The organism is Halorientalis sp. IM1011 (assembly GCF_001989615.1).
Taxonomy (GTDB): domain Archaea; phylum Halobacteriota; class Halobacteria; order Halobacteriales; family Haloarculaceae; genus Halorientalis.
Genome location: NZ_CP019067.1, coordinates 2,260,204 through 2,272,444, shown reverse-complemented (window position 1 = coordinate 2,272,444; position 12,241 = coordinate 2,260,204). Strand labels below are relative to the sequence as shown.

At 56.8% G+C, this 12,241-nt stretch carries 17 protein-coding genes; 5 read left to right on the top strand and 12 right to left on the bottom strand.

Translation table 11 applies throughout. The features are described from left to right. Positions 1–23: 23 nt before the first annotated feature. Together BV210_RS20625 and BV210_RS11625 are read right to left on the bottom strand one after the other, a co-directional pair. The gene (locus BV210_RS20625) at positions 24–269 is read right to left on the bottom strand and encodes a hypothetical protein (protein ID WP_253741509.1); all 246 of its coding nucleotides are present in this window, start codon (positions 267–269) and stop codon (positions 24–26) included. Between the two features lie 402 nt (positions 270–671). Then, positions 672–1,124, bottom strand: a complete 453-nt coding sequence (locus BV210_RS11625) for an SWIM zinc finger family protein (RefSeq protein ID WP_077206802.1) — start codon at positions 1,122–1,124, stop codon at positions 672–674. Between the two features lie 209 nt (positions 1,125–1,333). Here BV210_RS11625 and BV210_RS11620 point away from each other — a divergent pair, with 209 nt between their 5' ends. Next, entirely contained in the window at positions 1,334–1,672 is a 339-nt protein-coding gene (locus BV210_RS11620; protein ID WP_077206801.1) for a DUF6516 family protein, read from the top strand. A gap of 24 nt (positions 1,673–1,696) precedes the next feature. Continuing rightward, positions 1,697–2,146, top strand: coding sequence for a hypothetical protein (locus BV210_RS11615; RefSeq protein WP_172824894.1), 450 nt, complete (start codon positions 1,697–1,699; stop codon positions 2,144–2,146). 104 nt (positions 2,147–2,250) lie between these two features. Here the strand turns inward: BV210_RS11615 and BV210_RS11610 are convergent, their stop codons facing one another. From BV210_RS11610 to BV210_RS11595, 4 genes are all read right to left on the bottom strand, one after another. Continuing rightward, positions 2,251–2,778 (bottom strand): SprT-like domain-containing protein, encoded by a 528-nt coding sequence (locus BV210_RS11610; RefSeq protein ID WP_077206799.1) that lies wholly within the window; start codon positions 2,776–2,778, stop codon positions 2,251–2,253. A gap of 233 nt (positions 2,779–3,011) precedes the next feature. Further along, positions 3,012–3,551 carry a hypothetical protein gene (locus tag BV210_RS11605; protein ID WP_077206798.1) on the bottom strand — a complete coding sequence of 180 codons (540 nt, stop codon included), beginning with the start codon at positions 3,549–3,551 and terminating at the stop codon, positions 3,012–3,014. Positions 3,552–3,554: 3 nt separating this feature from the next. Continuing rightward, positions 3,555–4,139 (bottom strand): helix-turn-helix domain-containing protein, encoded by a 585-nt coding sequence (locus tag BV210_RS11600; protein ID WP_077206797.1) that lies wholly within the window; start codon positions 4,137–4,139, stop codon positions 3,555–3,557. A 282-nt stretch (positions 4,140–4,421) separates the two neighbouring features. Then, the gene (locus tag BV210_RS11595) at positions 4,422–5,402 is read right to left on the bottom strand and encodes a transcription initiation factor IIB family protein (RefSeq protein WP_084802698.1); all 981 of its coding nucleotides are present in this window, start codon (positions 5,400–5,402) and stop codon (positions 4,422–4,424) included. A gap of 225 nt (positions 5,403–5,627) precedes the next feature. Here BV210_RS11595 and BV210_RS11590 point away from each other — a divergent pair, with 225 nt between their 5' ends. Further along, positions 5,628–5,897 (top strand): hypothetical protein, encoded by a 270-nt coding sequence (locus tag BV210_RS11590; RefSeq protein ID WP_077206795.1) that lies wholly within the window; start codon positions 5,628–5,630, stop codon positions 5,895–5,897. 77 nt (positions 5,898–5,974) lie between these two features. Here BV210_RS11590 and BV210_RS11585 read toward each other — a convergent pair whose 3' ends face one another. From BV210_RS11585 to BV210_RS11565, 6 genes are all read right to left on the bottom strand, one after another. Further along, positions 5,975–6,808: a type IV toxin-antitoxin system AbiEi family antitoxin gene (locus BV210_RS11585; protein WP_077206794.1), complete on the bottom strand. Its 834-nt coding sequence runs from the start codon at positions 6,806–6,808 to the stop codon at positions 5,975–5,977. Positions 6,809–7,235: 427 nt separating this feature from the next. Then, positions 7,236–8,174 carry an ImmA/IrrE family metallo-endopeptidase gene (locus BV210_RS11580; protein ID WP_077206793.1) on the bottom strand — a complete coding sequence of 313 codons (939 nt, stop codon included), beginning with the start codon at positions 8,172–8,174 and terminating at the stop codon, positions 7,236–7,238. A gap of 73 nt (positions 8,175–8,247) precedes the next feature. Beyond that, complete coding sequence (locus BV210_RS11575) at positions 8,248–8,850, bottom strand: hypothetical protein (RefSeq protein ID WP_077206792.1); 603 nt, start codon at positions 8,848–8,850, stop codon at positions 8,248–8,250. 3 nt (positions 8,851–8,853) lie between these two features. Next, positions 8,854–9,162 carry a hypothetical protein gene (locus tag BV210_RS11570; protein ID WP_077208047.1) on the bottom strand — a complete coding sequence of 103 codons (309 nt, stop codon included), beginning with the start codon at positions 9,160–9,162 and terminating at the stop codon, positions 8,854–8,856. Positions 9,163–9,230: 68 nt separating this feature from the next. After that, the gene (locus tag BV210_RS19905; RefSeq protein ID WP_157525991.1) at positions 9,231–9,377 is read right to left on the bottom strand and encodes a hypothetical protein; all 147 of its coding nucleotides are present in this window, start codon (positions 9,375–9,377) and stop codon (positions 9,231–9,233) included. A gap of 697 nt (positions 9,378–10,074) precedes the next feature. After that, complete coding sequence (locus tag BV210_RS11565) at positions 10,075–10,320, bottom strand: helix-turn-helix domain-containing protein (protein ID WP_077206791.1); 246 nt, start codon at positions 10,318–10,320, stop codon at positions 10,075–10,077. Positions 10,321–10,600: 280 nt separating this feature from the next. On the opposite strand from BV210_RS11565, the gene BV210_RS11560 reads away from it, so the two are divergent. Together BV210_RS11560 and BV210_RS11555 are read left to right on the top strand one after the other, a co-directional pair. Further along, on the top strand, positions 10,601–11,452 hold the full coding sequence (locus tag BV210_RS11560) for a hypothetical protein (RefSeq protein WP_077206790.1): 852 nt from the start codon (positions 10,601–10,603) through the stop codon (positions 11,450–11,452). Between the two features lie 387 nt (positions 11,453–11,839). After that, positions 11,840–12,205 carry a hypothetical protein gene (locus BV210_RS11555; RefSeq protein ID WP_077206789.1) on the top strand — a complete coding sequence of 122 codons (366 nt, stop codon included), beginning with the start codon at positions 11,840–11,842 and terminating at the stop codon, positions 12,203–12,205. The last annotated feature ends 36 nt before the right edge of the window (positions 12,206–12,241 follow it).

Sequence of the window (12,241 nt, the reverse complement as noted above, 5' to 3'; positions counted from 1 at the left end):
TCCAAACCCACCGGCGAGGGGCTTCAGAAGCCGCAACTTGCCCCACCTGCAACGACGTTGTTCAGGAGGAACTGCAGGATCACCGTTGCCAGGGGCGCAACGATCACTCCCCAGATGAGACCCTGATTCCGGATCTCCTTGATCTCCTTTTTCAGATCTGCACGTCGGACGGCTGGCGTTGCAACCGTCGCACCAAGGAAGATCGTCCCTCCGAGCAGGGGCCCACCGAACTGGATGATGGTGAAGATGTTGCGGACGGTTTCTGCCATATCAGTCGAGCAGAAGTCGTTCCCGACTGACTGGGCCAAGACGGGATCGACAGCGACGACACTCAGGAGAAATCCAGTGAGCAGTGACCACCGAACTGTGCGGACGGATGGACTGATCGAACGACGACTCGACATCGAATCTGCAGCGTCTGTGTCATCTTCTGACATAGTTGCTACTCATGAAGTCACTTTGCGTCGAACCCCACCCGATGATGGAATTGACCGCAACGCGACGAGTACAACTGATCTGGTGAATGGGTGGGATATAAACCTAAAGATTCCACCGCCATCATGCGTTTTTGGAAAGTAAGACGCAACTATCTGGGAAGCAGCTGAGTCATATCTATGCGCCTCCTTACTGTATGCTGATATAAGAAGAGACGTCTGAAGGTATCGTTTCGATTACTCGGGGAGTGTCTTCTTACCAGTTCTCACACACTCCCAGCAGGGGAAGTCCTCGAAGCACTCCTCGCATTCTTCTGGGTCTGTATTGGAAGTCCCAGAGGAATCGCCGGAGGTCGTCTTGTCCCCAATGGGATGCTCGTCTGATCGAGTAGTTCCACCATCAGCTGCGACGCGGGTCGTCGCTGCATCGAGGATCGGTGTGCGAATGGCAACGGCAACTCGATGTTTGCAGGCTCCCTCGAAGCGGGCATCCGCTGGACAGGTGCAGTGTGTGGGGAGGCCATCCCGAACGGTAACGAGATATTCGTGGTCCTCGGGATTTGTGTGGCTACCGTTTCGCACCTGGACACCCTCAGGAGTGAGCGTGTACTCGAAGGCCTCGTACTGGGCGCGCTTTCGGACACGATTCGTGAACTGAAGTCTGGCAAGAGGATTGTCTGTCTTCGACATTCATATTTCAGGACACACCGATCGATGTGCCCCGCGCCCCTCGCGGGGCACCAACAAACTGGGGGGTGTCGTCGCTCGCTCACTCAATTCGATATCTGGACGCAGTCAAATTGGTGTAGCGGAATACGAGGAGTATAGAGGTGTGAAAACGGATATTGGTTTTTCGACCAATAGTCATATATCATTGGCCTGTGTACCAATAGCCGAGGATGGTCTCACTGACCGGCGACGACCTCGATGGCGTGACCGAGGGGAGGAAGTACCCAGACGAGACCGTCATCCGCGTGTTCTGCATGCGGACAGATCGTGACGCATACCCGTCTGGATGGGCCTACAAGCTCCACTACGGCGCGACGGAGGCGGACCCGCCCCGCACGCTTGAAGATGGGACAATTCGTCGGTACGATAACTCACACGAAGATACGAAAGGGCACGAACTGCACGTTGCACCGGACCTCGATCCAGATATCATCACGTTCCCCGGGATGGTCGAACTGTGGGACCGGTTCTGGAGCGAGATCCCAAAACCCCAGTTCGAGGTCAAGTGAGGCCATCACACGACGGTGATACCCATGAATGATACCACGCCACCGCTACACCCGATGGAGCGCGAACAGCTTCGAGCCGAATCAACGCTTGTCGTGACTGTGAAGTCGTCCAGTGAGTTCCACGACGACATCACCGACGGGATCGAGGCGCTCGAACAGGACGATGCGGTGGATTCCACACCGGCGCTCTCATTCTCCAGCTATGACGACCTCATGGAGACGCTGACGCCACGCGTCCTCGAACTTATCGAAGCCATCCGCCAGGAAGAGCCACCCAGCATCAACGAGACCGCCCGAATTGTTGACCGAGACGTGAAGAATGTCCATGCGGAGCTCAGCCGACTCGCCCAACTGGGCATCGTCTTCTTCGAGGAAGATGGACAGAGTAAGCGTCCAATCGTCTGGTTCGACGAACTCGTGATCAACCTTCCATTCGATCCAGAGGCTGGTGATACGGCCACTGCCACACCGTGATATCAGTCGGCCTCTCCGGTCAAACCCGTCGTGCTTCCGACTGGATGTCGATAATCTTCACTCCTTGAGGCGGAAGGCTCTGCCGTGAGACTGCTGGCCGTGCGCTACCAATCCTTCCCCAACCACTCTCGAACACGTTCGTACTCGTCGTTCGTCTGCCAACACGCACCAGAGTCGATGTGCCGGACCGCATAGTGACTCTCACAGCGACCACATCGGTAGCCGTCATCGGGGTGGGTCACTGACTTCGAGACCCGGTGTCGATCGAGGTGCCAGTCACAGTCTTCGTTGGTGCAGACGAGCTGGAGGCGAGCCTCCGTGAACGGCCGACAATAGCGTGGTGCATCGATTTCACGGACTTTCTGGAGAAATCGTGTTCCATGCGTGGATTCGCCAAAGTGTTGGAACTCCCAGGCATGGACGAGTTCGTGTCTGATCGTCCCGGTGAACTCCGCCCAACCGTATTCTTCGTAGGCAGCCCAGGCAAGTGTGATCGTAATCTGTTCGGTGAGGTGGTTGTACTCACAACAGCCCGCACAGCGCTTTGCTCGCTCGGAGAGTTTCCAGTCGATCAAGGGAACGTCGACGTCGAGGTCGACTGTCCGTGCGTATTCAGGGGCCCGTTCGAGCAATGCCGCTTTGCTCTGCGGGTCTTGTTTCTGGGTTGGTCGATGAAATCGGTCAGCGTCGAGTGTTGTCTGTTTTCTCACGGGTGCTCAGGGGTACACAAAGTGCGCCCTCGCCCCGCAGGGCGCACACAACAGAGAGCAGCTAGCGGCGGCCTCAGCAAAGCTGGAACCAATCCCGTCGTCGGTTTGATCTGATCCGTCGTGGACTAGAGATGTATCTTCGCTTTTTGACTCATTCAGGAGACCTCGTCAATCAGCTCAAATCCATCTACGAATTGGACACGGTCTTCGAAGCCATTTGCGGTGAGAGACGCAACGACTCCCTCCCCTACATCGGTATCCGTTGTGATGACTGAGACGGACTCTGCATCACCGTTGGTCAAGCAGTCGACGGCAACGGCACCAAACGCTGTATCTGCCTTCTCGATTTGATCCTCGTCACGGTTCGACGAGGTAGCAATGAACGCCCGAATATCGTCCATCACGCGCGAAACTGTACTTTCCGTGTAGTCCGGGTCCGCAGCAACCGTCACCCACCCAGCGTCGATAGCGCTATTGATGGGGGTCTGTCCAGGAGTGCTGCGGTCCGGTGCACCGCCAAGTTCGGCGTAGACACGCTCGGGAATTACGAATGTGATGTCGTGTCGACGTGAAAACCGTTCGAGTGCGGTATACTTGTTGTTCTGCTGTCGTCCGCACGCGATGAACAGGCCGGAATCGGCGATCCAGACTACTGACTCATCGACATCGTCGAACGGCCCGCTCTCTTTGGCCACCCTTCAGTCCTCCGAACTGGGGGGTTGCTCACGCGCATTCTGGATGTCCTCGAAGTACGGATCCAACGACTGCATATCGAGAACGACGTCTCGGAGCGCCTGTAGCACCGCGATACCGAATGCGTACTGGAGGTCGAGTTCCCGAGATGCAACACGCTCAGACATTTCGCCATTCGTGTATGGGACTGCGTACGTGAGGGCGGCAGCGAGCTTACCAAGACCATGCTTCTCGAGCAGGAGGTCCAGATCTTGGTCGTGGGGCGAGCGACCGAACGCAGCAATGAGCGTCGGCGTGACCGTGTACTTGTCGCCGTCAAGCGTCGCGGTGAGCGTGATCGGGACGGCCGAGTAGGTGTGTGTCTTCTGGTCGTCGTCTCGCGTGAGGAGACCGAGGTCGACGAGAGTCGCAGTATCAGAGTATGCAGTCGTCCGTGGCAGCGCGAGGTTGTCGGTGATGTCGTCGATCGTCACCTCTGTTTCACGGAGGACAAACGTGTACAGGCGTGCCAGCCGAGGCTCCTCGAGAAGTTGTGCAACCGATAAGAGGCCATTGACCGCCCGTTCGGGACCCTCCGTTGCTTTCGACATACATTACATAATTCGTGTATTGGGTAATAACGCTTTGGACGGACGAGCAACGACAGATGTGCCTACGGTGTGTCGCGTAGAATCTCCCCGAAGACGCCTACGAGGAAGACTCCCATACACCGAGGTCTGGTGAAAGCTACTCGACCAGATACACTGCAATTCCACCTCGTCCACAGAGCGGACAGGATTCGCCGGAGGACTCGACAGTCGTTCCACAGTGACGACACTCACAGATCTGCTCGAACCGAGATCGTCTCAGAAAGCGAGTAATGCGGGCGAACATCACTCGACCACCGCCGAAGATGCAGACGTGCTAAGATCGATATCATTCGTCCGCTCCAGATCCCAGATCGCGTTTCGCTGGCTCCGGATCGTCGCTGGTGTCACGTCCGCTGCATCAGCGATTGCCTGCTGCGTGATCGGTTCGTCGAAGGCATCAACCGTAACCGCGAGACAGCCACCAGCCACTCCTGCTGGATTACAACCGGTCGTGATTCCCGCCTCCGTTGCTACTTCTGTGAGTTTTCTGGCGTAGAATTCGATCTCGGATGCCAGATCAAGGGCTGAAGCGAGCGTCGGAATGAATTCCACTGGAAACAAGGGGCGAACCGCCATCTGGAGTTCCCTGTTCAGCGTACTATACCCGTTCCACACCTGCTGGTCAGAACACCGCGCGACTTCGGCAACGTCTGTGAGTGTTCTGGTGTGCTTGCTCCGCCGACAGGCTGCATACGTAGCGCCTGCTGCAATGCTCTCTATCGACCGCCCCTGGATCAGATCGGCCGCCTGTGCTTCTCGGTAGAGTTTCGAGGCTTCTTCACGGACGCTTCTGGGGAGTTCTAATGCGCTCGTGAGCCGAGCAATCTCTGTACATGCGAGTCCGAGATTCCGTTCGGCCTTGCTCCGCCAGCGTGCCCGATTGTGCTCACGACGAAGGCGACCGAGTTGGCGTTGTTTGCGGTTCGAGAGGCTGTTTCCCTTCGCATCTCTCTTGAAGCCAATCTCGCTGGACAGCCCCCGATCGTGACGTGCCTGGGTGAGTCGCGGGCCAGTCCGTTTTCGATTTTGCTCATTACTCGGACGGGAGAAGGGCCGTGCCGCGTGGTCGAGGCGGTACTCGTCGAGGATCAGGCCACACTCCGTACAGGCAGTTTCGCCGCCATCGGTTTCGAGTGTCCCCTCACAATCGGGACACTCAGTCGCAGCGATTGTTTTTCCATCGTCCTCATCGAAGCCACAGTCGTAGATTTCTCTCGAAGTCATGTTCGTATTCCGGGGACTTGCTTGCCCCGCACCCCTCAGGGGCACACAAAAACGGACAGCGATCTCTTACCCGACAACAGGGTGCAGACAGAGGGTCAGCAGTGCCCGAGAGCAGCAACTTGAGAAAACGATACGGCTGAGACCAGAGGGTATATTCAGCATGGAGGCGTGGTTTGTTCTGTCTCGCGACACCAAGTCCACCACAGCAATCCGAACAGAAGAACGATGCGAGTCACCAGTGAGACGATCTACGAACACGACGAACACGGAGAAGTGCTCATCATCGACGTTCACCATGTCTTCAACGAGTACGACCTAAAATCTGGAAGTGGAGACCTTCACTCGCGCGTCGTTCGATACACCCCGAACTGGGATGACTACGGCCCGATGCCGGGCAGCATTCAAATGACATCAACGGACGATTTCCGAGAGCAGTTGGGTGACCGGGTCGAAACATTCGAACCGCTCCAACCACAGGCTGAAACGGATAAGTAGTGCGTATCACGTAGTTCTTCTCTATCCAAGGCGGACGCCCAACTCCCTGGCCTGTCGTCGAAGTTGCGCTTCGGAAATCATGAGAAATCATCCGGGAGGAACGACTCGGAGTCAACGTTCAGACGGAGTTGATACTTGCTGTCGCGGGTGCCCTTCGCTTCTCTCGTCGGATCAAGCAGTGGGTATCCAGTCGTGAAGTTCTCGACGAGGTACTCGTACTCTGGCAGGGAGATATCCAGCTGGTCAGCGAGGTAGACGATTCGTTTCGTTGCAGCCCCATTCCCGACTCGCCGCAAGTATTCGACGACTCGGTCCCACGAACATCGCGTGTCGACAGCGTTCTGCATTGCCTTCGCCAGCTCACCGATACCACCACAGAACTCTGGATGGTCGGCACAATCGACCAGCGTCTTTTCGATACTCGAAATGTTCACCTGGTTCGATCCGACTGCAGTCGATTGATAGCCGAAGAATTTCTGTTCAGTGACGGTCACGGGTCGATACGTCACCCCGTGAATTTCGCGCTCTTCATCGCGGGTTGTCGTCACGATGTACACCGTTCGGGACAGTTGTTCCGTCAGCCCGTGATGGTTCAGCGCACTCCAGTACCCAACGTACATTGGCTCCACCAGAGCAGACGCGATCACGAACTCGTGCTCGGTATACACGGCGTTCTCGCCTGCAGCGAGTGGCAGAATCAGATACTGCCCATGAGCGATCCGCTCTAACCAACCCTTCTCCTTGAGCGCATACGCCATATCCTTCGCCGACTTCCGCGAGATATCCACCACATCCGCGATATCACTAATCGTGATGATCTGCCGACTCTCACTTGCGAGCCGTGACAGCGCCTGCGACTCACGCGTCGACAGGCTCTTTCGTTGAACTCCTTCGTTGTTTGTTGACCCCATAGCCGCTCAGCGCACATAGAATCTAAATCTGCCCACGGGATAAAGGTATTCGTTGAGAGGTATACAAAGGAAAGTCGCCCCTAAAGCCGCTCACTATACATAGAATATAAATCTGCATTTAACACCAATGCAAGACAAGCGCACCACTCATCGATTTTCTTATATTTGAGAGTGTTTGCCTTGTCGAGGGGCGTCCAGTGGTCAGTGTCACCGATTCCGCGACCGTCAACCACGCAGCCGCCGTGGTGTATTTCCGGGTGGTTTCGGAGACCGGGTGTCGGCCTGGACCGTCCTGTCCCAGTGTTCGATTAGGAAATTCTCATCCTGAATCTCGTAGATCGGCCTTCGTCTATTCAGAGGCTCTACGAGTGGTGAATTCCGCTTCGGTTGGCATATTCATCACTATCCTCTATCGGCCTGACCGAGCCTAGCTCGTGCTGTCGCCCAGTTGGTAGTTGAGTGCGTCGATGATCGTCGTCGCCGTTGCACTGATCCGCTGGAGTCTGTCAGTGATCGTGTCCGTCTCCTCCTCAGCCCACACCGCCAAATAGAACGCGGCGTTGCTCGTGTCGAGTCCGAAGTACCGACCGACGATGTACGCCACTGCTTCGGCTTCGACCTCGCGTTTCGCCCGCTCGCTGTCGTCGGCGACCTGGAAGTGCAATAGCGCGTGGGCGTACTCGTGGATCAGCGTCGTCGCTAGATCGGCGTCGTTCGTTCTGTTCTTTGCCTTCACGACTGGCAGTTCGTCCTGTCCCGACTGACTACAGACACCCTTTGCACCCGGATGGGACCAGTCGGACTGAGCGACGATTTGGACCTCGACATCGAGAGTGGACCCAGCCATCTGCAGTGCGTCGACTAATGCGGCTCCATCGCCGTGCGTGTCAGTATCGAGTTCGGGGAGTGGCTCGCCTTCGGTCTGGGAGACGTCGAACACCGGTGCGGGCTTGAACCCGACCAGCCCCTGGTCCCACTCCTCCGGTGGCGTCTCGTCGTACTCACAGCCCGACGTGTCGTGATACGACGGCGCATTCTCACATTCAGGACACCGCGTGGTGATGATCGGTGCCCAGATCCAGATGGCCGATTCACCTTCTGTGACGTGTCTGTCGAACTCCTCCTGCCACGTCCGGTAGCCCGCGACCTTCGTCGCCTCCGGACACTGTTGTTTGATCAGCAGTGTATTGCGATGCGAGTAGTCGTGGAGGCGACTCTGGACATCCAGCCACTTCTGGAACTCCAAGCTGGATTGTGCCTCGTCGACGAGGTCAGTGAGGTCCTCGACCCACTCGTCGATGGTTGCTCGCATCTGTTCGTCACGCGTCTCCCGGTCGTCGAATGTCGTGTTGTCACTCGTCGCCATCTCGAATCAGCGCAACCACTGCGTGTGGCCCCGCACCCCTCAGGGGCCACAAAACAATTCACTGCAGAGGCGTCTACGGAAGTAGGTCATCTGAAAGATAGTCGCGGCAATCGAGCGGTATTGCCTCCCACGCCGCTTGGATCGCCTGAAAGCCAGTCCATCCTTCGCCCCGGAGTAGTTCACCACACGCCAGACAGAATTCCTCTTCTGTACATACTCCGCGCTTCAGCAGCAGATAGAGCAAAAACGGCGGTGCAACGGCCTTCCCATCCCCGTTCTGCGTATCGAAGACACGGTTAATCGCTTTCCGTCCGTGCTTGTCCATCAAAATTGCATAGGTGTACGCCTCCGAGTGTTGCTCGACCTCCCGCTGTATCGATGTCTCTCCAGCATCCTTGCCGTGTGGGCGAGGCACAGACGGGACGACAGTGAATGCCTCGGCTTCACTCGTGAATGGTTCAAGCGCCGCCTTGCTGCCATCGTGGACCCATCTCTCACGTGTTCCGTCGGGAGCGTGGGCAGATTTCTCCCGTGTGTGGCGCTGTAGTTCCTGCTGACAGACGTTCGTCGTCGTCAGGTTCAGCGTCTCGAGGATACGTGACCAGAGGTCGGTATTTGCAACCGCGATCAAAGCGTCACTATCGACGATGACTGGATGGCGAGTGGCATCAGCCATCCATTACTCCTGAAACACGCCATCTGTATCGAGGCCAGCCGCTTCCTCGAAGGCATTGCGTTCTCGTTCTATTTCATCAAGTGCATCTCCCATGAGAACGACAGCGACTTCCTCACTGAGATCACCGCGTTTGTATTGCTCATACAGTTTGAATTTCTCTTCATCAGAGAGTGTTTCTCGGAGTTTCTCTTTGAGCCCCGCTCGCGCAAGTTCGCTGATATTGATTCCGCCGAGGCGCATCTGATCGACGACCTGACTCGCCTGTTTTTCGGCTGCTCCCCTGAACTGGATTTTGTCGTTCTCCATCGCCATCGTTACCTCTCTATACTCATCGGACAGGCTTAGGTGTTGTGACAAGCCATCCATGTCATGACATTACTTTATACACCGCTCATTGATCGCGCCGCACTGGCTTGTGCCTCGTCGACGAGGTCGGTGAGGTCCTCCACCCACTCGTCGATGGTTGCTCGCATCTGCTCGTCACGCGTCTCTCGATCGTCGAATGTCGTGTTGTCACTCGTCGCCATCTCGAAACAGTGCGACCACTGTGTGTGGCCCCGCACCCCTAGGGGGCCACAAACCACCACATGCTGTCCGACAGGGTGGTGTGCCGAGGAGTCTACGTCCGACTGGGAGCAGTCCGACGATCCGCCGTCCGGATGATACGGTCACGACGATCCGTAACCCACTCGCTGAGTTTCCATTGTAGATACTGCTGTCCTGCTCGGGCGTGAAGACGCCAGGTCGACCATGTCGCCGACGGCGTCTTTCAGCGCCCGGAACTCGACCTAGGCAGCACCGTCACCGACTAGAACACCGTTGACCCACCGAACCGTCCGGAGCGGTTTGTTGCCATGGGTTTCTAATCATCTGAGCAGGAACCACCGCTCGCTTGTTCCAGCAGGCGGGCAGCTTTCTCCGTGAAGCCACGCAATAGAGCCTATTGTCCTCTCTACTACTGTAGAAAGCTACCACCACAAGTTTATTGCTTTAGAGCAAAAGGTCGGAGATTATGAGTCGTGGTAGACCCAGAAGTGTAAGTGACAAGGTGCTGCTTGATGGTATCGACGATATAGAATCCCCAGTTGTAACGGCTAAACTCCTCAGCAAACGTGTCGGTCTGACCCGACAGGCAGTCCACAAGCGTCTTACTACACTCCACCACCAGGACAAACTCTGCAAGGCGAAACTCAACGAACGGGTCGTAGTTTGGTGGCGACCAGATTAGGGTTCATGCTCAGTGGCAATGCGCTCTCGGCCATCGTCTGTAAGCCAATAGACCCGATCTCGGCTGATGATTTTACTTTCGAGCAGTCCATCTTCTGCGAGCTGACGAAGGCGATAGTCGATGCCTTGCCGACTCATATCGAACGTCTCGGTAAGCTCGTTCGCACCAAGAACGGGATCTGATGAGAGGGCAAACTGCCGGAGTATCTCGATATCGGAAACCTCCGGCTTGCGACCGGCCATGCCAACTGCTTCTACCTCGTAGCCCTAAATATCAGAGGTTTGGTTTATTAGCCTCACAAGCAACTGCTTTCCTTTGAGCAAAATAAAAGGGGCTTCGATACAGAGGGTGAGTTGAGACTCCGCTCAGGAAATCGTCGTGTAAAGCCGGCGACCGTGTACCTGCACGGCCACCGAGTGGAGTCGGAAGGTCCGACATGCTCGCTCAGGCACCGCGGGACCTTGAAACTCCCGCACGAACAGTCGCATCGCTCCCAACCACACTCACTGGAGGGCACCACCAATGACGGCCCTCGAACGCCTCGAAGCCCGCATTGCAGACCTGGAGGCTACCGTCGAGTCCCAACAGACCCAGATCGAGAAACTCCAATCAGATCTCGAAACCGAACGCGAGGCGCGAAAAACAGCCGATCAACGCGTCGACGAGCTCCAGTCAACGTGTGAGAAACAGAGTGCACTGCTGGAAGCACTCCGCAAGCGCACGACGACGACCCAGTCCCAGCTCGCCGAACTCCAGACACGCGAACTCGAAAAGGGCGCTCACCTCGAATACGAACATGTCACACCCACCAGGGACCAACTCAACCTGCCCGAGAACCGCCTCGAACGCTTCAGTGACGATGAGGGCACCGAGTGGGTCCGCCTGCCCGATTACGAGGATCCACTCGAACGCTCGGGGACTACCCCACTCGCAACTGCGGATCTCCTGCCCATCCAGCAACTCGCCCGCATGGACGACCAGCTGCTCAGTTCGGCTACCAACCGCCGAGCAGACTACCTCGCAGCCAAAGCCTGGGCCGAACGCGGGAAACACGATCGATCCACGCTCTGGTCGCGTGGCTGTAACACAGTCTCAGAATACGTCGACGCCTCGGATGTCCGGATCTGGATCAAGTCCACCCACGAACGCGCCGATGAGACACTGAGTTACGATCACGCCAAGAAACTCGCCGGCCAGACACTCGAACGCATTCGCGAACTTGCGAATGATCGCGTCTACATCGAGAAACGGACCCATCGCAAGGACGGCCTCGAATACAAAGAGCGCCGCCTGGTCGTCCCCAGTGATTCGGATATCCCAGGGACCGCCACCACAGACACAGATACTCCGAGAACGACCGACCTCCCCGGATAGAACTCTCCCCGGTGACTAGAGAGTCCAAGCGGACCCCAACGCTCCAGGCTATCTCCCACCCAAGCCGCCGACGCCACCCGCGAACGCAGGCGTGGTGTCTGTCTGCCTGCTGTCGGTAGCTGTCGGTCCGCGAGGAAAGCGCGACAACGGCGACACAGACCAGCCACGGACACACAACTGCCACCGGGGACGACATCAGTCCCCGGAGTAGTACTCGTCACCTGTCTTTCCGAGGGGCAGAAACCCAGAAGACTCCAGAACAGATCTACACGCACAGGATCATAACTGAAACCTGTGTGAGAGAGTTCGATCTCACGAGCGTTGATGTGCAAGGTCTGTTCGAACGCCGAAGCCGTTATCATTCTATGTGCAAAACTTGTGTATACGATGGGCGGAAGCGACGAGCCGCGACGGGTCCATTTTCAGTCCCCCGAGTACCTCGTTGACCGGCACGATGCAATCGCGGAACTCTTCGACAAAGATCGCACGGATCTGCTCGTCGAAGCCATCCGCGAGTACATCGAAGAGACCGCCGATAGCGAGACGTTTCAGGAACTCGTCGCGACGAAGTACTACGACGACCAACTCGAGTTCAAGACGGTCAAGCAGTTGGTCGGAGCCGAAACTGCCCAGCGACTCCGCCTCCTCAAGGCAGACCTCGAGGACGAGCCGCTCGATCTCGCCGCCCCCGACGACGTCGACATCTACGATAGCGATGCCACGACGGTCGATACCGAAGCTGAGGATCGATGAGCGGCCATCGACTGCGAACGGTCGTCGCAGATACGA